This window comes from Candidatus Poribacteria bacterium (assembly GCA_026706025.1).
Classification (GTDB): domain Bacteria; phylum Poribacteria; class WGA-4E; order WGA-4E; family WGA-3G; genus WGA-3G.
In genome coordinates this window covers 1-21,719 of record JAPOZO010000008.1, presented here as the reverse complement: position 1 = coordinate 21,719, position 21,719 = coordinate 1, and the positions used below count along the sequence as shown (strand labels likewise).

The window sequence follows — 21,719 nt, the reverse complement described above, 5'->3', positions numbered from 1 at the left end:
CTATCGTTCCGACGGGACTCAAAAGTCAATTTAGTTAGAGATTTTCCATGGCATTTTTGATGCTGATTTCTATAGATGCTGAAGAAACACCCTATCAAAAACCCCCTACGGGGCTATTTTTTCTATGATCTGCGTTTCTACAGAGATGCCATCCCTACGGGATTAGGGAACGTTTGTGGCACCCAAGATCTTTGCCTGAACTAAAAATCCGGTGCGGTTGGGAAACCGCACCATAGGTGTCAATTTAGCGATTTTTCGTGGCATTCTCGGCATATTAAGTCTGAACTGTGATTTTTGTGATTTTTGTGATTTTTGTGATAAGGTCTCTGAGTCCCGTAGGTTGGGTTGAACGGTGTTGAGAAGTCGGATGTTAATATGCCAAACACACCTGAAAGTTAGTATCCGGCTATATCTATTCATAAACGGAGTGAAACCCAACTTTACGCTGTCAGGGTCTCGGAACCTTCAAAGGCAAAGCGTTGGGTTTCCCTCGGTCTCTGATGGATGTGGTGTATCTGGAGCGAGTTGTGTTTTTTTTTGATTTTCGGGTTTTGGTGGCATCCGTTCAACCCAACCTACGGGACTACAAATGCCGCCCCTACGGGGCTTGGTTTGTGGGGGTTACGGTTTTCTACAGAGATGCTGCAGAAACACCCAAGCAAATAAATCCTACGGAACTCAAGAGGGTTTTGAAGTTATCAAGGTTGCCGCGGAGTATCCGGTTCGGTTAGGAATGCCGGTCGCAAGAAATCCGCAGAAATACCCAAGCAATACGAGAAATACCCTATCAAAAACACCCCCAGCAAAAACACCCCCCTTTATCCCCCCTTATCAGGGGGGCAGGCGTGTACGCCGCAAAACCACACCATAGGTGTCAATTTAGCGATTTTTCATAACATTTGGTAGCAATGTCTCTACACATGCCGCCCTTACAGGGCTTAGGTTTTTGGTTAGAAGCTGCTATAAACATACCGTCCCTACGGGACTGAAGAGGTTTCTGAAGTTTTCAAGATTTCGGCGTAGGAGCCGGTTCGGTTAGGAAACCGAACCTACCGGTCTGGGGACCGTGGCGGTCGTTTTTTCTTAAATTGACAGTTATGGTGCGGTTGGGAAACCGCACCTACAGGCCTGGGAATTGCTGATAGCAATTTTAATTATAAATGGAACTTCTAGCTCCATAATCTATCATGAGAACGCTCGGAATCCCATTCTGTTGTCGGTGCGAAGTATGCTGTTTCATCCTGATGGAGATGCTCTCGGATGACCTCTTCGTTGAGGTCAATGCCTAAGCCGGGGGTTTCTGGGACATTGATGTAACCGTCTTGGATAATCGGGTTCGGCAAGCCTGTCACCATTTCATCCCACCATGGGTTATCGACAGAGTGGTTTTCCAGCACCATGAAATTTGATGTCGCTGCAGCACAGTGGACGCTCGCCATTGCGGCGATAGGTGTTCCCGCCATGTGGAGTGCCATCGCGATGCCATGCTCCTCCGCGAGATCGCCGATTTTCTTTGTCTCTAAAATCCCGCCTGAAGTTGCAATATCGGGGTGTGCTATGGCAATGCCTCGACTCTCAAACAACGGCATAAAGTCTTCTTTGCAGTAGATGTCCTCGCCTGTGCAGATGGGCGTAGCACACGAATTTGAGAGGCGCACATATTGGTCGGTGTATTGCCACGGTACCATATCTTCCAGCCACGCGAGGTTATATTTCTCCAATGCCCTCGCAAGACGGATGCAGTCCTCAATGCCGATATGTCCAAAATGATCGACTGCAAGCGGTATTTCATAGCCGATAATGTCTCGAACTGTCTCTACATACTCACAGAGCGTAGCGATGCCTGCTTCGGTCAGGCGGATGCCAGTAAACGGGTGCATCAGGTTAGAAGTGTCCAAATTTCCCTGTGGTGCGGAGAGTGTACCGGGAATGCCGCGCAGCAACCCAACACCGATGTCCATCTTCAGGAAGGTAAATCCTCTGTCCATGCGCTCTTGGAGTATCTTGCCCATCTCTTCAGGATCTCTGAGTGAGGGGGTATCGCTATAACATCGGATTTTGTCTCGGAATTTGCCGCCAGCGAGTTGATAACACGGCACCCCGTACGCCTTGCCAGCGAGATCCATCAGTGCCATCTCAATGCCACAGATCCCGCCACCTTGCCGCGCGTGGTGACCAAACTGTTTAATCTGCCGAAAGATTTTATCAACATTACACGGATTCTCGCCGATAATGCGGCTTTTGAGCATTAGTGCGTACGTCGGACTCGCGCCATCACGAACTTCACCGAGACCGTGAATGCCTTGGTTTGTGTCGATTTTCAAGATGGGACCGCCCGTTTGGGTCCGAACGATACGCATGTCGGTGATTTTCAGCTCAGAAGGTTGAGAAGCGGTATTGACATTTGATAGTACTTGTTGATCTTCCATTTTTTTAATTATTCCTTGCGGGGTGATGAAGTGGGTTTCATGTTTGATGTCCCTTTCTCTTAATCCGCCCGCGCCGTTGTTGCGTGCTGCTTTCTTTAGTTAATTTTGATTCATCTCTGAAATCATGTCAAGTGCGGTATCCAGTATCGTTAGGTGGAGTGCGACGCGTTGTTCAAGATGCCAGGCTGTCGGCGTTTCAGAAATGATAACATGTTCACTATGAAAATGCAACAGATAAGGTGTTAACCCTTGCGTTCCCCATGAGGTTGCAACTTTGTAGATGCCTTCGGCAAGATCCGGTGCATCCTCGCCCGGGTCTTCTGGGTCTATTGGGCCGATTGCTTTGGCAGCGGCGGCGAGTGTGGGTCCGATGTACTGCTCGTCACGCTTGCCCTCATAGAGGTAAAATCCGGTTGCGTCGTAGTCTTCATGGAAATCTATAGCGAACGAGAATTGGGTTTGTCCGAGTGCCTTTTTGACGATAGCGACCTCGGCAATATCATCTGTTTCAAAAGATCGGTTGATGTCTATGCCGTCATGTGTCTCACGCGCGTCATGAATATAGCCATAGGGATTAATGCACGGGATCACTAAAAACGAGAAGCTTTTCAGGAGCGTGGTGTTGTCGCGCGCGAGAAACTGTAAGACTGCTTCAACACCTGCGGGTTCATCGCCATGCATACCACCAGTGATGAGCACCTGTTGTGGTTTAGGTGCGGACGATGTTAGACGAATCTGATGTATCGGATAATTGTGAGCCGTACCGATGCGTTCTATTGGCACTTCCAAATTTTTTAGACGTTTCGTGATTTGAGTATAATCGCGCAAGTTTCGGTGCTCCTCAACAGGATTAGCAAAGGTTCTACATATAGCATACCGTAACACAGTTTCGTGTGCAACCGATTTTCAGAATCATTTTATATTTGACATTTACGACCTCTTCTGATAGAATTCTGCTAAACTTATATTTCAAAGGACACAAAAGATGCCAACCGAAGCAGAACTTTACGATGCCGCGCTCAGCCATTTCGCAGAAAACGACCTTGAGGCGGCTGTCAATGCTTTCAAAGAGTTAATTGACACTTATCCAGACTATATTGAAGGATACCTTGGGTTGGGGCATGCTTATGAACGTCTCAGTCTCTACGATGAAGCCATTGATGCTGTTGAGAAAGCAATTGCTATCAACCCGAAGGATCCGCTTGCATACACCAGTTTATCTATCTGTTACCAACGCAAAGGGATGATCCAAGAAGCAGAAGATGCGATGGCGAAGTCGCAGCAGCTGCAGATGGAATCATCCGTTTCATCTTAGCGATTGGCGAGGCTCAAACCTTGCCAGTAAAGAATACTGAGGATTTCAGAATGCCAAATGCTACCTTACTTGATCCCACTTCTCAAGGTGATGTCTCCGCGAAGTTTCTTGCCCCGCGGCTTGATAGCTTTGATGGAAAAGTGATGGGTCTATTGAATATCACAAAGAATGGCAGCGATATTTTTCTTGATCGGATTGCGGAATTGATGCAGGAACGGTTCGACCTTGCCGAAGTCATCCATGTCAAGAAACCGACTTTCTCGCGCCCTGCGCCGACCGAATTGCTCGTTGAATTGGCGGAGCAGGCAGATTTTGTGATTGAAGGGCTCGCCGACTGAGGGTCTTGTATATCGTGCAGTATGCACGATGGAAGTGCTTTAGAGGAACGCGGTGTGCCAAGCGTCGCAGTTTGTACGGAGGTTTTCTTCGCTGCAGGCAAAGTCCAAGCGCGTGTGCTCGGTCATAGCGATTTGGAACCGCTCACCGTTGCGCATCCGATTCAGAGTTTGACGCCGGATCAGATTCGTGAACGTGCGGAGAGTGCGGTTGAAGAAATCGTTGCACGGTTGACAAGAAACGGCGAATAGATCGTAATTTACCCAAAAATAACGGAACGTCGTAGGGTATTCTTGTTACGGCACAACGGAGTGTGCCTACTACTATGTCGTAATTTGCATAATACTAAGAAACGCCGTAGGGTATTCTTGTTACGGCACAACGGAGTGTGCCTACTCCTATATCTTACGGCGTTTTAAGTTTTAAACTGCAATGTCATTGACGCTCCGGGTTGTAAATCGTGCCATTGCTGTAACAGCGTGCGCAATTTCTGACGCATTATCTCAAGTTGTTCATCTGTGATGCTTACCGGAAGCGTCGCGCTGTGTTCTCGAAACAACCCATTGGAATTAGCATCTTGGAGATACGGCGTATTAGGCAAATCAGCCTGCAGTAGTGCCACAATCGGTTCGGTATCCATTGCTTCTCTCGGAATTTCAAAAGGACGTCTCGCTTTAGGTTCACTAAAATCCGGGATGTCATACCCTTTCGCGACAAGTCCGAAGAAGGCGTTTTTAAAGCCAAGCGTTGTTTCAATGACGTAGTGTGCGAAGTCGTGATGCACAAACCCACGATGGAGATATGTCCAAGTGATACTGCCATCCTCCCGAACACAAGTGAGCGTATCGGGTTTGTGTTTTGACTGATTTTTGCCTTTTTTAAAACGGATAACCATTTTTTAACTTTCCTTGCGGATACGCAGCATAGTTTTGAACTTTGAAGGTTATCGATATCGAGTCGCCCTCCATTCCATTTTTAGAGAACCCCACGTGGTCGTGAGTTTACCATGCGCTTTGACATCTAACGTATTCACTGCTAAGTTGTTAATCTCTTTCTCGCTGAGGACGGCATTGTATATTCGCGCATCTTCTACACGTGCGACGACCCAACCATAAGCGGTGCCACCGATGAGGCACGTGGCCCGAAGAGTGCTTCTACATCACCGGCTTTTCAAGAGACGATGGGTCCCTGCGTATAATCGCCGATGACCTTGCCATTGCGATATATCACGATTTTTGCGTTTCCGCCATCATCTTCGTAGGAGATCGCCAACTGAATTAATTTGCCTGTCTCTTTCTCTTCAAATCCGGGGTTGGCATCTTGAGTGCGCCTGAAGAAGCTGCTGCCAGCCATCCAACGTTTCGGTTGACGTTCCGCATAGACGATTGCGTCAAAGGTATCTCCACTGCTCTTATTGACCGCCAACGTAGCACCTCTCGTGACGTTCAGATCGTCTAAATAGAGCCATGTCACTGTTGCAACCCGATAGCGAAGGGTTACGATCTATGAAATAGGTGAGGCGAGGTCCGTGGACCTCGCCGTAGGGGTTTTTCAGGGTTAGTCTATTGGACAAAGATAAATGCCCGCGATGAGATGAGTGCCCACAGGAGATCTTCACATCCTGCGCGGCGTTTCGGGCTCTCAGCGATATAAGTTTCAGCGGTTTCAACCTCTTGATCAGAGGGAAAGCGGTTTAACGTAGTGAGATACAACTCGGTAATGAGCTCGCGATTGTCAGATTTCTCCTTTATCAAACGGGTGAGTACGCCGCCGGAGCTCCTCAATTTTTTATGGATATAACTGGAATTGATCATGTGGAGTGCTTGTGTTAGCGTCGGTTCGAGTTTCGGGTCCAAATCACCGAGGAACTCTCTCCCAGAACGTCCATAGAGCGATAAGAAGCGTGAACTCACCGGCAGTGGCAGTGCCACAGAACGCGTACCCATCGGATATCGTCCATATTTTTCGCCTGTCTCTGTAACGTCATTTAAAACATCGAGCAAGACCTGTGCCATCATCGGCCGCGGATAGAAGCGTGAGAAAAAGCGGTCATCCAACTGGTTTGTCTCATTCGGTTCTGCAGAAAGTTGGTATGTACGCGAATTGAGTATCCGTCTAATGACGTGTTTGGTATCAAATCCGCTTTGTACGAAGTCGGCTGCCAATGCTTCGAGAAGTCCCTCAACGCTTGGTGGCGTTGTAGCACGCATATCGTCAACAGGATTGACGATACCTGTACCGAAGTAGTGGCTCCAGATGCGATTGACAGTTGCTTTGGCGAAGTACGGGTTCGTCGAGGAGGTCATCCAATCTGCGAGTACTTGCAGGACATCGCCCTGATAATTCGGAGCAAGCGATTCACCACCGAGGAACGTCGGAAGTGCGACTTCACCGCGATTGCCTTGTACAGATTGGTTAATAACACGTCCCCTTGGGTTATAGGAGATGACCTGTTCGTTGTAGAGTTCACCCCCCTGGATTCTGACCTTTCCAGTGAAGGCAGCGAAATTCCAATAGTCATCAGTCGTCCACTGGTCAAACGGATGTTTATGGCACCTTGCACAACTCAGACGGATGCCGAGAAACACCTGTGCAGTTGTCTCAGCTCTACCGGCGGGTTGCCGCTCAATGCGATAGTAGTTTGTAGGCCCGTGTTGATAAGTGCTGCCGCGCGCCGTGATGAGTTCTCGGACGAACGCGTCGTAAGGTCTGTTTTCGGCCACCGCATCCTGCACCCATTCATGGAAAAGTGTCGCCCCGCGTTCTCCGAATGCGCCATTTCCTAACTGCCGAGGGTGAATACGCAACATATCCGCTAATTTCAGCGTGCGCAGATTAACCCATTCCGGCGCGTCAAGAAGTGCATCAATGAGGGTCGAGCGCTTATCAGGACTGGCATCTGCGAGGAATGCTTTCACCTCGTCTGAGGTCGGAAGCCGCCCGATGGTATCCAAATAGATCCTGCGGATAAAGGCATCATCAGTTGTCAATGTAGAAGGCCGGATATTCAACTTTTTGAGTTTAGCAAGTACAAACTCGTCAATGAAATTATTGGGCGTAAATTCCGGGTCTTGTGTAGCAAGATTTATGTCGGAAGCCCGCGGAATTGTTACAAACGCTGCATCGACAACACCCAAAAAGCGTGCAATAATCGCAGTTCCGCCCCATCGGACACTCGTCACCTCACCGGTAGGTGATACCTCGGCGACGGGTGCATCTTTAGATTCATAGACGGCTTTTTCGGTTACATCTTCAACGGATCCGTCGGAAAAATGGGCGAGGACCTTCAGTTGTGAAGTTTGCCCGACATCGGACAGGACAAAACTACTCGGTTCAATTGCAAGTTTCCTCAGACGTGGTTCGTCGTCGGAAAAAGGTGCGCCTGCTTTGATCCACCGTAAAATAGTTAACCCTTCATCTGAGTTCGGATCAAAGCGCAAGCCCCCTTCATGCGGGATCTGTCCAGTGGGTTTAAGATAAAAGAGACTCTGATCAGGCTCAAGCAAGTTGATCCGTCTCCCACGATTGTGGTGAACAATCGGTTCGTGATCTGATTCCGGGTTTAAGGTCAACAGCGAGAGATTTAATCCGCCCTGTCCGCCAAATTTCCCGTGGCACATCCCCGCTGAACACCCTTGTTTGTCAAGGATAGGCGCGATATCTTTCAAAAACTTAACAGATGATTCTGTAGCATTAGCGTCAGCATCTTTAATAGTCTCAGGCAATGTAGCTGCGGACACAGGGTTTGCGCTATCAGTCGTGTCTGCTTGTGCAGCAAATGGCACAGTTACCAGAAACACAATAGCGAGTGTAGCAAACCGAGGAATTATGTGCACGGTACGTGGTCCTTGCACGATGATTCTCAATAAGTGTCTCATGTGAATACCTCCGTGAAAACTTCGGTTACATGTTCTACAAACAGAAATTCAACACCTTTTTGAATGTCTTTCGGAACTTCAATGAAATGTTTTTTGTTGCCTTCTGGCAAGATGACTTTCTTAATGCCTGCCTGCTTCGCCGCCAGTATTTTTTCCTTCACGCCACCAATAGGTAAAACTCTGCCTCTGAGGGTGAGTTCACCCGTCATAGCGATCTCAGGACTAATCCGTTGCCGAGTGGCAATAGAGGCGAGGGCAGTCGCAATAGTGATACCTGCCGAGGGTCCATCCTTCGGAATTGCCCCCGCAGGCACATGTACATGAATATCGTCTTCTAATACGCCCGGGTTAAATTGAAGTGCGTCGGATTGAGATTTAACATAACTGAGCGCGGCTTGTACGGATTCCTGCATGACATCGCCGATCTGTCCAGTGATGCGTAGTTGGTTATGTGCATTTGTTTTTTTGGTGGTAGCTGCCTCAATAAAAAGGATTTCACCGCCAGCAGGCGTAACAGATAGTCCGGTTGCGACCCCGATGTCAGCTTTACGTCCGGCGATCTCAGAATCAAATTTCGCAGGTCCCAAATAGCGTTGTATATCCCTTGTTGCAATAATTGTCGGTTCGGTTTTTCCTTCAGCAACACGGCGAGCGACTTTCCGACAAAGCGTCCCGAGTTCGCGCTCCAAATTTCGGACCCCCGCTTCGCGGGTATACGCACTAATTACTTTATCAATGGCAGTATCCCTAATGCGAATCAAATCGTCTTTCAGCCCATTTGCAGTCAACTGGCGCGGAATTAGGTACTGCTTGGCAATAATCCGTTTCTCGTTGGTGGTATAACCGAGCAGTTCTATTGTTTCCATCCGGTCGCGCAGCGGCGGTGGAATCGTATGCAGTTGATTCGCCGTTGTGACAAACATCACCTTCGAGAGATCAAAGGGGACATCAAGGTAATTATCCGTGAATGAGTGATTCTGTTCTGGGTCAAGGACTTCCAAAAGCGCGGAAGCCGGGTCGCCCCGAAAATCGGATCCGAGTTTATCAATTTCATCAAGCATAAAGACAGGATTATTCGATTCGGCTTGGCGAATTCCTTTGATGATTCGCCCTGGCATCGATCCGATATAAGTACGTCGGTGTCCACGGATTTCGGCTTCATCGTGCATGCCGCCCAATGAGATACGTACAAATTTTCTGTTCATTGCGCGAGCGATAGATTTACCGAGTGATGTTTTTCCGACTCCGGGCGGTCCAACGAAACAGAAGATGGGGCCCTTCATATCCGATTTAAGCATCCGCACAGCGAGATACTCTAAGATCCGTTCTTTGATTTTTTCGAGATCGTAGTGATCTTCATCAAGTATCTCTTTTGCGGCAGCAAGATCTAATGAATCCTCGGTACTCATAGCCCAAGGAACGTTGAGCAACCAATCTAAGTAATTCCGAGAAACCGTTGATTCCGGCGAGAAAGACTGCATTTTAGCAAGCCGTTTGAGTTCTTTTTCGGCTGCCTGTTTCGCTTTTTCGGGCATCTCGGTTTCGCCGAGCTGCTCTCGCATTTCATCAATTTCAAGTCCTAAGTCATCGGCTTCACCAAGTTCGGTCTGAATAGCTTTAAGTTGTTCTCGGAGGTAGTATTCGCGCTGTCCTTTATTAATAACGGCTTGAGCATTATTTTGAATTTTGCTTTCTAATTCGTGCAAGTCAAGTTCTTTTGCGAGAATAACTGCAAGCATATTTAACCGTTCAGGGACAGATACCGCTTCTAAAATGCGCTGCTTATCGTGTGCCTTTAAATCCAATACAGCAGCGATGTAGTCGGCAAGGCGCCCTGGTTCATCAAGCATAGTTTTGGTTATACTGCCGTATTCCTCTTGGTAGCGCGAAGACATCTGAACGATACGCTGAAACATTTCATCGTTGCTGCGCACAAGTGCCTCAACCTCCAAGTCCGTCTCTGAGTCAGCGGGAATCACCGAATCTGTTTCATCGCTTCCAATGACGTTGACTCGTGCCTTGACGAAGGGTTCGGTGTGCAAGATCTTCTCAATTTGTACGCGTTCTCGTCCATGGGCGAGGAACAATACATCCTCATCATCAGTCTTGTAGCGCAGAATATGGATGAGACTCCCGACAGGACTGAGATCATCTGATTTAATTTTCTTGATATCTTCCTTGGAGAGTTCCTTTTTTGGCCGAAAGATGCAAAGCACCCTATCAGCCTCCATCGCATCTTCAATAGCCGTAGTCGCCATCTTCCCAGAGAGCGCGACGTGATGGGGTGGAAACGGCGGCACTGGCGGCATATACGGAAAAACCACAAGATCGTCCAGTGGCAGAATCGGAAGTTCTTGTGTAAGTTCTTCTTCTTCTTCCTGATCGATGGTATTTTCAGACTCGTTTTCTTTTTCTTTTGTTTTGGTTTTCATGTTTTTCTCCTTGAGAATGGTTGTCGGTTCGATTTTTCTCAAAAAATCTTTCAGTCGTCAGTTTGCCTCGCAGTGAGAGTTAAAGAGGGTTATTATGATTTCACCTGTCCAAGTGAAGGTCCCAAGACCTCTCTTAACCGATAGCCGATGGAAACCGATTGCTGACAACTATTCTTACGATTAGGGCCAGAATTGGTACAGTGTAGTATTCGCGAGAATGCTGCTAATGCTCCACAAACTCCCGCATATATAGTCTCCGAGTGCAAGCCCCAAGAAGAACGGCACAGCGCGTCTGTAGGCTTTGAGTCCGCCGTGATGCAGGACGAGTGCCTTTAGCACATAAGCGACAAAGATACAACTCCAGAGATTAGACATGCCCCAACTGTTTGCCATGGCATAGCCGAGCGGATGCAGGGGCCACCACAGAAAGCGGGTTCTCAAAAGTATTAAGCCGAGTGAGAAGCCTACGCCTCCCCCCATAAAGATGAGGGCGGGTATATCGGTTTCTTGTGGATAATTCAGCCAATTTTCAAGTTGTCTATAAACCCCTCTACCGAATCCTAACGCCCAAGGTCCATAATAGCCGGTCTCGGCACCATGTCTGTAGTAGCTATCTAAGAGCAGCCAGAATACGACGATAGCACCGACCAAGGTCGCTATAAGAATCGCGGCAGCGGTGTGTTGCGGACGTATCTGTCGCCGTTCTGAAATTTTTAATGCCTCTAATTCCTGCGGCATCGGGTGCGCACGATACGCTCGGTTAAAGAACATGTACAACGAAAAAACCGCTTTTGTACTTGTTGTCAACCGCTGAGACCCAACCGCTGTCACGATTAACCCGTGTGGGTCAACTCTGTGCAAATCGTGAACTAAGAACCCTAACTCAGCCCGAAGTCGGGCAATCATTGTCGCGAGGAGAAAGTAAAGCCCGAAAAAGATCGGAATCACCCAAAGCGACATTCCCGCCTTATAGGAAAACATCGTCAAAAACAGCATTCCACCTACAATGCCGAGAAAAGCGATGTGATAAGGCATCGGCTCGCGCTGCATATCTATCCGAGAGATGCCCCGCAATCCATCTACGACACCGGTAAAGATCCGTTTGACATGTGTTCTCCCGACCCAAGCAGCAGTGCTGAGCAGCACCATATATGCCCCGAAACTTTGCGCATCAGCGTAGGGATACCCGGGCAAATTCCGTACCCCAAGAACGCTCCCGGCCATTAACTCAAATTTGTAGACCCAATAGAACACCCAACACGAAAAGAGTAGATCCAGCGGAATAAGGAAACTTATCCCAATCGCAAACGGATAAAACGAGAGCCGAACACCACCCATCGCATTCCAAGGACGACCGGTAAAGTACTGATGGATATTTTGCCGTTTAACAGGCAAATACGGAACTGCTGGATAAATCGAGTTTAGTAAATTCAGGATACTAATGGCTGCGGCAATACCGAAACCAAACCACATCAACTTATTTTTGAAAAAACTCGTATTCGTTTCTGTCATTGCGAGCGGCAATTGGATAATCGGGTAGGTTAGCCGTTCACGCTCAGTCCACTGGAGACGGAGAAGTGTGTTGATACATAGCATAACAAACATCAACACAAAAATAAAAACCGTCCACCATGCAGCCGGTACCGCCCAAGCGGTCAGGTGTTCCTTACGGTACAGGCTTGATTGCCCCTCATAATATCCCGACAAAACCCCGGTGTCCTGGACAGTTAACCACGTCGGCAGTTCCCTCCAAAAAAGTTGTTGCCACTCATTTTCGGGTGTGGCAAACCGAAACGGATGTCCAAGTATCGTGACCAAAATCTCCATCATATCATGCGAACAGAGAGAAGAAACAATGCACAACATGACGTAGATGGTCAGCAATTCCGCCGGTGTCAGTCGCAGTGTCGATGATAATCTTCCCAACACTGCACTAAGTACCATCAGGCAAAAAATGATAAAAATGACGTTAGACAGCGGATGAATGAGTGTCGGATGTGTATAGCGGACGACCTCCAATTGAATGATCCAGAAAACATTTAGAGGAATCAGGAGCATCGCGATGACAAATGCTTTAGGTGTTAGACCACGTTCACCGTTGAATACTGGAGATGCACGCTCTGCGCTATGGGTTTGCAAGCTGGGAGCCGTAACACCCTCATTGCCTGTCATATCTTTGCCTCTAATGTCTGCTATCTATCGAATCCATCCGCGTTCGTTCTCTATGAGCACCTCCGTTTTCAGTTCTGCGCAGCGCCGCTGGTAGTCCTGCAAAGTTTCTATTGCTGCCGCTCCTGTGAGGATGCTGGGAAACTGATTTTTAACTTCGGATTTTTCTGAAGACTCCACAGGTTTGGCGGGACGTACTGATGTTTTAGGCGGATCCGTCAAAATTGGGATTAACTCAATAGATTTCAAAGTCCCCGCCTTAAACGTTGCTTTTGGGATCACTATACGCGAGTGGTGTTTATCATAAGTATCATAGATAAAATCTGAAAGACTGTAGATAATCGGTTTTCCCTGATATAACTCAATACCGCCAAAGGTATGTAACTGTTGGCATAGTACCACGTCTGCGCCTACGTCAATGAGTGCGTGTGCGAAAATTCGCTGTCGCCCGATAGCCTCGTCTGCTGAACGCCCTTGGCTGCCCCAATGTAGCCAAACAATCACGAGCGCGGCTTCCGTCTGTGCTTGCTTGACGGCTTGCGTCATCTCACTATAAACGGCGTAAGCGATCGGGTCCTCGGTATACACGGCGAACGCATTCACCCGATAATATGCCAGCAACGCGACCTGCGCCGGTTCAGTTGCGCGTACACTGATTGGCACCCATGCCGGACGTTTCGCTGTCTTAGCATCTGTTCCAGCACCGATCGGTTTAACATTATACCACTCCAGTTCAGTGATGGTATCTTCTAACGCTTCAAAGCCGAAATCCATTATATGCGGTGTCGCTAAGGAGACAGCGTCAAATCCTGCATTCGCGAGGGCTCTTCCGAGTCCTGGTGCTGAACGAAAAGGATTTTCAATCCCGTGTCGCGGTTCTCCGCGCTCCGAGATACTCGCGTTCAACGAAGCCGTCGCAATATCCGCGGACTGAATCAAGGAGGCGGTTCCGTGAAAAAATACACCGGCACCATCCCTTTCAATCAACGGTGTCATACGGCTACTGATCGTAATATCACCGACAGCCAGAATAGAAATTTCATCATCAGAAACCGTTTCACTTGCGAAGGTATCAGTCAATGCCCCGTTAGCGTGTAGTATACCGAAGAGACTAATGATCAGAAGGCACAATTGAAACTTCTGGCATCGTAGGCTATTTTTTGTAAAGCAAGTTTTGGCTTGCAAGCTGCGCCCTTTTATATGGCAAGTTTTGGCTTGCAAGCTGCGCCCTTTTATATGGCAAGTTTTGGCTTGCAAGCTGCGCCCTTTTATATGGCAAGTTTTGGCTTGCAAGCTGCGCCCTTTTATATGGCAAGTTTTGGCTTGCAAGCTGCGCCAAAAGGTGTTTTCAATGTATCTAAATATCATGACTCTTCTAAGTTGGTATCTAAATCTTCATCCAGATCAAGGTCCATGCCAAATTCATCAAACAGGTTATCCGCTTTCAATTTCATTCCGAGTGTAATGAGGGTCTCAGATAAGGTTAACCGATCAATTTTTGTCGCTTCAAGTGTTTCGGTTTCAGAGGTTAAGTCTGCTCGCAATGCTTCCTGGTTTCGGCGGGTCTGTTCTCGCAGCAGTTTCGTCTCGTTACTGAGTCGATCGATTTGTGCTTGGAATTCACGGGCAAACTCGTCTACGAGTGCTGACAATTTCTGGAGGTCCGCCTCGCCGCGTCCGGTAATTCCATCAAGTCTGGCATCGATCCGCGTATCAATGAGTGCTTCAACTTTATCTGCTGTTAGCAGCACATTGTCGCTTTCAAGCTGGTCGGAAAGTTTACGGACATCGGCTTTAACGCCTGCGATTTCGCCTATGAAACGTTGCTCCATAGCTGCAAGTTTATCATCAACGTGCTGGCGCGCTTTTTCTAAATCTTGGCTGAGGGTCCGCAACCGTTTGTTATAGTTCCTGATATATCTTCCAACTATACTGTCGCGGAGATACTCTTCAAACTGCTGTGCTTTCTGGGCATCTGCCTCAGTTTCAGTATCGTCAATCTCCGATTCATGAATATCTTCTATAGGTGTTTGCATATTCTTTTGTCCCTCGTTCTTAGCAGCTTAAGGATAATTATAGACATTATCAGACTGTACCGAGGCATCGGCATCCTGAAAACTATCATCCGATTTAGAAGATGCCTCGCGGTTGGCGTTGAATTCGCGCAAGATACAACTGACGATTTCTTCTGTGTACGCCTGAGCGTCAACACGTTGCTGATTTGCCTCCCACGCCATGCGTGCTGCGGCTTCAAAGTACTCGGCATGTTTGTAAGCATCAAGGATATCACTGCCGCGTGAAAAGGTTCCGTGTCCTACCCAATAGAGAATATGCCGCGCCGGATTGCCGCCATTCTGGAAGAGCCGTAAACTCTCATAAGAGAGTTCTGGGATCCCTGGGGCGCGTTCCTCGACGAATCCGATACCGCCAGATGGATCATATATGATAGGTGTTTCCGGCTCGTATCCTCTGAGAAAATCGTAAAATTTATCGGGTGCCCCGTGTTCTGTGCGAGAAATTAGGTTCAAGAACTTCGGTTGTAGATGGACGAGCGCATTAAATCCGTGTTCCGCTAACTGCTCAAAAATGAGAAGATAATGGAACATCTCACTTGTCGGTGCTGGCGGTGTAATGCTGTTTTGTGCGCGATCCAAGGTCGCCTGATCTGGCGTACCGAACCGCATGCGATAATGCGTGCCATCTGCTTCCACCTCTATAAGCGTCAAATTAAGTGCTGGATGCTCAATGCCAATCATGTCCAAACGTGAACCCGATTTTGTGAGTAGGACGTGTTTTCCTGCTAATCCCTTCACAATAATCTGCGGGGGTAATTGGTAACGCGGTGCTGCATCATAGGAGATGAGACACGCATCGTCAACGGGTTCGGTTAAAATTGCGCCCATATTACCCGCAGTCGCCCATAAATAGTCGTGCGCGTGTGCATGCGCACCTACCCACCCCATCTGTCCTATTAAAGTCCCACTTTCGCTGTCAGGCGAAATAGGATATAAGTCGGGATGGTACCCCCGTTCTCGCCAACGTTCGTAACGATACGTTTGTGGCGGTGGTGCGCTTAGAACATTTATGAGGTACGGATTGGCTAATGTTGAATCCACTCGCGATTCTACGCCTCCATTTGACAGTTCAGTTTTTCGTGCAGATTTCCCCTCTATTTAACTATACCATGTCTAAGAGAAAATAGCAAATTATAATGGTTTTCCAAGGGCACTCAATCTTAACAGGACTTACGCAAATTGAATGGGGAAACGGTATATTTTGCTGATTTAACCCCCTATAGAAGAAACACCCCAGCAAAAACACCCCCTTATCAGGGGGACTTTAAGAGAAAATGCGTAAGTCCGATCTAAGAAATTATTGGATTGGACATCCTTTTTGCAGGATCCGGTGCGAAATCTAGCGAAATCCAGCGAAATCCAGCGAAAATTTATGCGAATTTTTAAAATACATAACATATATTAAGTTTTAACGCCTACAAAAAGGACAACACCAAAAACGGACAATTGAATGACCCTGAATGGTTTTCAGTTGTCGGTACTCGGTTTTCAGACGTGTCTGTTTCTTTTTTGACAGGGCGGAACGGACGGAGAGGTAAACCCGGTTCGGTTAGGAACGCAGGTCGCCCCCCTTTATCCCCTTATCAGGGCAGGCGAGTACGCCGCGAAACCGAACCTACCGGTCTGGGGACCGGGACGGTTATTGTTTTTAAAATTGACACCTATAGTTCTTCAAAATTCTAATCAGGCAATGTGATGCGTTCGTAGATTTCCTGCAAAGGTAGTTCGCATTGGATGGAGGTGAGTGGCAAAATTTCTTCAAGTTCTTGGAAATCGGTGAAGATCCAGTCCTTTCCAGTAGCAGGTACGGTTCCCTGTTCCTCTTGGCGGCAGTAATGTTCGACACGAACCTTGTCTTGGGCGACGAGGACGTATTCCTGCAATGATGGGAGTTGTCGGTAGTGCGCGAATTTTTCGCGTCGATCATAAACTTCAGTTGAAGGTGAGAGCACCTCTACCAAGATAATGGGGTTGAGAAGTATGTCAAAGACCTCATCTTCAAAGCGCGGTTCTTCACAAACGACAACGACATCTGGGTAGAAGTAGGAGGTTGTGATAGGTGTGCTCACGCGCATATCGTTCGCGTAGGTTTCACATTCGCTGTCTTTCAGACGTGAATGGAGTGCAGCAGATACGTTCATAGTAATGAGATTATGGGCGCGACTGGCACCGGACATCGCAATTAACTCGCCGTTTATGTACTCGTGTCTGATTATGTCAGCGCCTGGAAGAAATTTGCGTTCAAAAGCGATGTATTCTTCGGGTGTGAGACGTGTTTGTGCTGCGGAAGCTGCCATGATTTCCTCTCTATTTGATTTTTGCCGAGTGCTTATCCACTGTCTTTAAAGATACCAAAAACAGGTTTTTTGCGCGCAAAAGATACCAAGGTAAATGTAATATTGGGGGTGTTGTGGGTTTTACGCAAGATATTTTCCAACTTATTTTTAGTATAGTAGCATTATACTGTTTTTTCGTGCGGATGTCAAGTTTTTTCGTGTGTAAGTCAGCGTCATTTAGTGTTAAATTTTCTGCCGAGGATCCGGTGCGGTTCCAAACACCACCATAGGTGTCAATTTAGCGATTTACCACGACATTTTTGTTACAGAACTTCATAGATGCTGAAGAAATCCGCAGAAATCCGCAGAAACACCCTATCAAAAACCCCCTACGGAGCTTGGTTTGTGGGGGTTATGGTTTTCTACAGAGATGCTGCAGAAACACCCAAGCAAATAAATCCTACGGAACTCAAGAGGGCTTTGAAGTCTCAAGGTTGCCGCGGAGTATCCGGTTCGGTTGGGAATGCAGATCGCATTTGGGTGAGTACACCGCAAAACCGAACCTACCGGCCTGGGTGGCGACGGTTATTTTTTCTAAAATTGACACCTATGGTGCGGTAGCAAACCGAACCCATAGGTGTCAATTTAGTCCCAGAGTCCCGTAGGTGAATAAGTTTGTAGAAGTCCGGTTCGGTTAGGAATGCAGATCGCATGAATCAACGGTATGAATGCCTTATGGGCATTCCCCGGGGTGTGTACACCGCAAAACCGAACCTACCGGGCCTGGGGTTCCCTAAATTGACACTTATCGTGCGGTTCTAAACCGAACCTACCGGCCTGGGAGCCACAGCGAAAAAACCGAAAACTAAATAGCCCTGGCGGCAACCCCGAATTTAATTGAATTCGGAGGTGGAAGTGTGCTAAATTTTTTAAGGCATTTTAAGAGCGACATCCGACTCTGGTAAAACAATATCTGCCTTCTTTTTGGAAATAATAAGACGTTTTCTCATCTAAAATGTTGAATAGAGAATTCACAAGTTAACGAAAGGAAATCCACACACACTATGAGAACTGAAACAGATAGTATGGGGACGCTTCAGGTCCCCTCTGACCGTTACTGGGGGGCACAGACACAACGTGCACTCCAGAATTTTAAGATCGGCGATGAACGCCTCCCACGCGCCGCGATATGGGCACTCGGAACCATCAAACAGGCAGTCGCAGCGGTTAATGCTGACCTCGGTTTGCTTGAAACCCAACTGGCAGAAGCGATCAGCACTGCAGCACAAGAGGTTATTGATGGCACGCTGGACGATCATTTCCCACTCCGTATCTGGCAGACAGGCAGTGGCACACAGACAAATATGAATGTGAATGAAGTCATCGCGAACCGGGCAATTGAGATGCTCGGTGGCGAGATGGGCAGCAAGCATCCCATCCATCCGAACGATCACGTTAACAAGTCCCAATCGACAAACGATGTCTTTCCGACATCTATCCACTTGGCAATGGTCCGGCAGATTCAGGGACATCTGTTGCCGCGCTTGGGTGCCCTGCAGGCAGCCTTTGCTGAAAAGGTAGCCGAGTTTGCAGAGATTGTCAAGATTGGAAGAACACACCTAATGGATGCGACCCCGCTTACACTTGGGCAGGAATTTAGTGCATACACGCAACAACTGACCGCCGCCGAACAGCGCATTACGGCTTCGCTGCCACATCTCTGCGAACTCCCGATCGGTGGCACGGCTGTTGGTACCGGGTTGAATACACACCCTGATTACACTGCACGGGTCGTCGCACGGCTTTCGGAGACAACGGGTTATGAACTCCGACGCGCACCCAACGCGTTTGAGGCACTTGCTTGCCGGGATGCGGTTGTTAATGCGAGCGGTACCTTGAAAACGTTGGCAGTTGCGCTGTTCAAGATCGCGAACGACATCCGATGGCTCGCTTCGGGCCCGCGGTGCGGCCTCGGTGAACTGCAGCTCCCTGAAATGGAACCCGGTAGTTCTATTATGCCGGGGAAGGTGAATCCGACACAGTGTGAAGCTGTTACGATGGTGTGTGCGCAGGTGATGGGAAACGACACGACGTTGGCGTTTGCTGGTGCGAATGGTGCATTGCAACTGAACGTATTTATGCCTGTGATGGCGTATAACGCTTTGCAGTCTATACAACTTCTTGGAGATGCGTGTGAATCTTTCCGTGTTAACTGCGTAGAAGGTATCGTGCCGAATAACGAAGCCATCGGGCGACACCTTTCGGAATCGCTAATGCTTGTGACAGCATTGACACCGCACATCGGTTACGATACGGCAGCGAAAGTGGCACAACACGCGCATGAACAGGGGTGTACGCTCCGCGAGGCTGCGATTGCGATGGAAGTTTTGACAGGAGAGGCTTTTGACGAATTGGTTGTACCGGGGGATATGACGCGACCGAATTTGGGGTAAATAGTTGTCAGTTATCAGTACGGAAATCTGCTACGCAGATTTCCTTTCAGTTGTCAGTTAAGAGGGATTTGATTAAGTCGAAATCCCTTTAACTGACGACTAATAACTGATAACCGATAACTAATTAATCATCATCGCTTGCTTCTGCAGCTTCTTCTGACTCAACAGCGGATATTTCCAGGTTCTGGAAACTGGAGAACCCACTGCCCGCGGGGATGAGACGACCGAGGATGACATTCTCCTTCAGACCGAAGAGTTGGTCGGTTTGTCCACTGACAGCGGCATCCGTTAGTACCTTCGTTGTTTGCTGGAAGGAGGCGGCAGAGATGAAGCTATCCGTGCTTAAGGAGGCTTTGCTGATGCTCTGGAGGATGGGTTCACCCGTAGCAGGTGTGCCACCTTCGGCCTCAATTTCACTGTTGATGCGCTCAAAGCGTTTGCGCTGCACTTCATCATTCGGATAGAAGTCCGTATCACCGGGTTCAGTAATGCGAATCTTTGTGAGCATCTGTCGGACTATCGTCTCAACATGTTTATCGTTGATAGTGCCTTTGCCGTAGACTTTCTGCACTTCATCAACGAGATATGCCCACACGGCTTCTTCGCCTTCAACAGGTACACCCTCAATAGTGGTACGTCCGATACTCAAAATATCGTGTGGATTAAGGAACCCACTGGTAAGCGGTTCACCTGCATCCACCCAATCGCCTTCGGCGACCCGTCGTTTCTCATCAGGAATCTGGTAGGGACGACTCACATATCCATCGTGCTCAATGCGATACTGGGGAACGCCACCCTTTGTGCCTGCAGATCGGACAAATCCCTCAATCTCAGCGATTTGTGCGGCATCGCCGCGTTTTAAGCGTCGCGCTTCAAACAGATCGGTAACCCGCGGAATCCCGGCAACGATATCAAGGTTCGCTGTTCTCTCGTGCAATTCAGCGAGGGTTTCTCCTTGTCGGATGCTATCGCCTTCTGATAGAGAGAACGAGTAGTCCGCTGGGATGACATGCGGCACTCGCGTCCCATCAGTCGTTTCGACTTCAATTCGCATCTGAAGGGATAATTCATCTACATCAAATCCGCGGAATTTCGCCTTCGCCTCCGTGTACTGTTCTGCTGGCAATTCATCACCAACGGCATAGGCACAATTCGGATGATAGACGGCAGTTACCGTATGGGTAACCTTCTTATTCCCTTTCTCCAAGGCACGGTATTCCTTCGCCAGAAGCTCCGTCCCTGGTTCAAGTGGTGTTTCCGTGTCCCGTTTGTCCTCAACAATTTTGTAGATGAGTTCAGTGTCAAATCCCTTGAACTTTCGATTATAGGTTCGGTAGTCTTCTTCAGCCAGTTCAGCCCCAACCTCCAGTTCGAGTTCAGGATGATGGACACTCACAACGTGGTAACGACTCACCACTTTTTCGGTGAGTTCGGTATCTGTCTTGCGCAGTGCCCTATATTCAGTTTCGGTGAGGCGTTGCCCGACAGTTACCGCCGTGGTTCCGTCTTCAATGTTTGTCACTTCATAATGGCGTGCGACTTCCAAGCCTTTATATTGTCGACGCTTCGCGGTTGCCTCATGTTGTGTCAACAGTTCGCCTACTTCCAGTGGGCAGTCGGGGTGATTGACAGCAGTTATACGATATACACGTTCTGCTTCAAAGCCGCCTATGACAATCTCACTTGTAGAAGTGGTGAAACCGAGATATTTCTCATGCTGCTGCTTTGCTTCACTCTCACCGAGCAAATCTCCTGGTTTAAGTAGACAGTCGGGATGATGTACCTGTGTTACGCGGTGGCGTAATTTTTGTACATCAAAACCGGTAAATCGTCTATGTGCACGACTTAACGCCTCGGCTGTTAGCTCTTCGCCAGGTTCAATCGGACATTCTTCATGATACACCTTTATTACGCGGTGGCGTTCCATCTCCTGTTTTTCGACTTTAAATGCCCATCCATTATCTCGATACGCAGTGCAGGCACGCTCATAATCAGTGGTACTCAACTCAGCACCTGCTTTAAGCGGCGACGCATCTGTACTCGTACTATCACTTGGCAAAACAGTCTGTTCAAGCAGGGAAGCTCCACCGGAAATCTCCTTATTGACAACGTAAATTGGCTTTGAATCTATTTCAAATGGTGTCAACCACGGCGTAATTTCTTCCGCCGGTACTTCTTGTCCGACCTCAAATGGAAAGTTCTTTTGGACCTTCTGATCTATATCGGTTACCCGATAAACGCGCTTGAAACCGGTATCGTCATCTTCACTATCTGCGGTGGCATTCGTTTGTCCAAGAGAAGCATTACTCGCTTCCTTAAGGTCTTCTTCCTTAACAAGTTCGCCTGTATCTGGATC

General features: G+C 48.2%; 16 protein-coding genes. 4 read left to right on the top strand and 12 right to left on the bottom strand.

Going from position 1 to position 21,719, the window contains the following annotated elements; all coding sequences use genetic code 11:
• Positions 1 to 1,169 precede the first annotated feature (1,169 nt).
• On the bottom strand, positions 1,170 to 2,429 hold the full coding sequence (locus OXH00_01830; protein ID MCY3739740.1) for a mandelate racemase/muconate lactonizing enzyme family protein: 1,260 nt from the start codon (positions 2,427 to 2,429) through the stop codon (positions 1,170 to 1,172).
• Positions 2,430 to 2,528: 99 nt separating this feature from the next.
• The gene (locus OXH00_01825) at positions 2,529 to 3,257 is read right to left on the bottom strand and encodes a M14 family metallocarboxypeptidase (protein MCY3739739.1); all 729 of its coding nucleotides are present in this window, start codon (positions 3,255 to 3,257) and stop codon (positions 2,529 to 2,531) included.
• Positions 3,258 to 3,414: 157 nt separating this feature from the next.
• Between OXH00_01825 and OXH00_01820 the strand changes: the two genes are divergently transcribed.
• The 3 genes from OXH00_01820 to OXH00_01810 are packed head-to-tail and all read left to right on the top strand — an operon-like array spanning position 3,415 to position 4,331.
• Positions 3,415 to 3,744, top strand: coding sequence for a tetratricopeptide repeat protein (locus OXH00_01820; GenBank protein ID MCY3739738.1), 330 nt, complete (start codon positions 3,415 to 3,417; stop codon positions 3,742 to 3,744).
• A gap of 50 nt (positions 3,745 to 3,794) precedes the next feature.
• Positions 3,795 to 4,082 (top strand): hypothetical protein, encoded by a 288-nt coding sequence (locus OXH00_01815; GenBank protein ID MCY3739737.1) that lies wholly within the window; start codon positions 3,795 to 3,797, stop codon positions 4,080 to 4,082.
• Between the two features lie 21 nt (positions 4,083 to 4,103).
• On the top strand, positions 4,104 to 4,331 hold the full coding sequence (locus OXH00_01810) for a hypothetical protein (protein MCY3739736.1): 228 nt from the start codon (positions 4,104 to 4,106) through the stop codon (positions 4,329 to 4,331).
• Between the two features lie 164 nt (positions 4,332 to 4,495).
• Here the strand turns inward: OXH00_01810 and OXH00_01805 are convergent, their stop codons facing one another.
• The 9 genes from OXH00_01805 to OXH00_01765 all read right to left on the bottom strand — a co-directional run bounded on the left by OXH00_01805 (position 4,496) and on the right by OXH00_01765 (position 16,931).
• A complete protein-coding gene (locus OXH00_01805) occupies positions 4,496 to 4,975 on the bottom strand; it encodes a hypothetical protein (protein MCY3739735.1) in 480 nt (159 codons plus the stop codon).
• A gap of 275 nt (positions 4,976 to 5,250) precedes the next feature.
• Entirely contained in the window at positions 5,251 to 5,553 is a 303-nt protein-coding gene (locus OXH00_01800) for a hypothetical protein (protein MCY3739734.1), read from the bottom strand.
• 89 nt (positions 5,554 to 5,642) lie between these two features.
• Positions 5,643 to 7,958 carry a DUF1553 domain-containing protein gene (locus OXH00_01795; protein MCY3739733.1) on the bottom strand — a complete coding sequence of 772 codons (2,316 nt, stop codon included), beginning with the start codon at positions 7,956 to 7,958 and terminating at the stop codon, positions 5,643 to 5,645.
• Entirely contained in the window at positions 7,955 to 10,390 is a 2,436-nt protein-coding gene (gene lon, locus OXH00_01790) for an endopeptidase La (protein MCY3739732.1), read from the bottom strand. Before lon ends, OXH00_01795 begins: the two co-directional genes overlap by 4 nt.
• 180 nt (positions 10,391 to 10,570) lie before the next feature.
• A complete protein-coding gene (locus tag OXH00_01785) occupies positions 10,571 to 12,562 on the bottom strand; it encodes a hypothetical protein (GenBank protein MCY3739731.1) in 1,992 nt (663 codons plus the stop codon).
• Positions 12,563 to 12,586: 24 nt separating this feature from the next.
• Positions 12,587 to 13,927 (bottom strand): CapA family protein, encoded by a 1,341-nt coding sequence (locus OXH00_01780; protein MCY3739730.1) that lies wholly within the window; start codon positions 13,925 to 13,927, stop codon positions 12,587 to 12,589.
• Positions 13,924 to 14,595: a hypothetical protein gene (locus OXH00_01775; GenBank protein ID MCY3739729.1), complete on the bottom strand. Its 672-nt coding sequence runs from the start codon at positions 14,593 to 14,595 to the stop codon at positions 13,924 to 13,926. Before OXH00_01775 ends, OXH00_01780 begins: the two co-directional genes overlap by 4 nt.
• A gap of 27 nt (positions 14,596 to 14,622) precedes the next feature.
• Positions 14,623 to 15,675: a class II aldolase/adducin family protein gene (locus OXH00_01770; GenBank protein MCY3739728.1), complete on the bottom strand. Its 1,053-nt coding sequence runs from the start codon at positions 15,673 to 15,675 to the stop codon at positions 14,623 to 14,625.
• Between the two features lie 638 nt (positions 15,676 to 16,313).
• Positions 16,314 to 16,931 (bottom strand): Uma2 family endonuclease, encoded by a 618-nt coding sequence (locus tag OXH00_01765; GenBank protein MCY3739727.1) that lies wholly within the window; start codon positions 16,929 to 16,931, stop codon positions 16,314 to 16,316.
• 1,043 nt (positions 16,932 to 17,974) lie between these two features.
• Between OXH00_01765 and fumC the strand changes: the two genes are divergently transcribed.
• Positions 17,975 to 19,363: a class II fumarate hydratase gene (gene fumC, locus OXH00_01760; GenBank protein ID MCY3739726.1), complete on the top strand. Its 1,389-nt coding sequence runs from the start codon at positions 17,975 to 17,977 to the stop codon at positions 19,361 to 19,363.
• Positions 19,364 to 19,487: 124 nt separating this feature from the next.
• Here fumC and OXH00_01755 read toward each other — a convergent pair.
• Positions 19,488 to 21,719 (bottom strand): hypothetical protein (locus tag OXH00_01755; GenBank protein ID MCY3739725.1); only part of this gene is annotated, 2,232 nt, incomplete at its 5' end.

Excerpts from the sequence above, each read along its gene's own strand:
- fumC (MCY3739726.1), top strand. The coding sequence starts at position 17,975 with ATGAGAACTGAAACAGATAGTATGGGGACGCTTCAGGTCCCCTCTGAC.
- OXH00_01810 (MCY3739736.1), top strand. The coding sequence starts at position 4,104 with ATGCACGATGGAAGTGCTTTAGAGGAACGCGGTGTGCCAAGCGTCGCA.
- OXH00_01780 (MCY3739730.1), bottom strand. The coding sequence starts at position 13,927 with ATGATATTTAGATACATTGAAAACACCTTTTGGCGCAGCTTGCAAGCC.
- OXH00_01785 (MCY3739731.1), bottom strand. The coding sequence starts at position 12,562 with ATGACAGGCAATGAGGGTGTTACGGCTCCCAGCTTGCAAACCCATAGC.
- lon (MCY3739732.1), bottom strand. The coding sequence starts at position 10,390 with ATGAAAACCAAAACAAAAGAAAAAGAAAACGAGTCTGAAAATACCATC.
- OXH00_01765 (MCY3739727.1), bottom strand. The coding sequence starts at position 16,931 with ATGGCAGCTTCCGCAGCACAAACACGTCTCACACCCGAAGAATACATC.
- OXH00_01820 (MCY3739738.1), top strand. The coding sequence starts at position 3,415 with ATGCCAACCGAAGCAGAACTTTACGATGCCGCGCTCAGCCATTTCGCA.
- OXH00_01775 (MCY3739729.1), bottom strand. The coding sequence starts at position 14,595 with ATGCAAACACCTATAGAAGATATTCATGAATCGGAGATTGACGATACT.
- OXH00_01805 (MCY3739735.1), bottom strand. The coding sequence starts at position 4,975 with ATGGTTATCCGTTTTAAAAAAGGCAAAAATCAGTCAAAACACAAACCC.
- OXH00_01830 (MCY3739740.1), bottom strand. The coding sequence starts at position 2,429 with ATGGAAGATCAACAAGTACTATCAAATGTCAATACCGCTTCTCAACCT.
- OXH00_01795 (MCY3739733.1), bottom strand. The coding sequence starts at position 7,958 with ATGAGACACTTATTGAGAATCATCGTGCAAGGACCACGTACCGTGCAC.
- OXH00_01815 (MCY3739737.1), top strand. The coding sequence starts at position 3,795 with ATGCCAAATGCTACCTTACTTGATCCCACTTCTCAAGGTGATGTCTCC.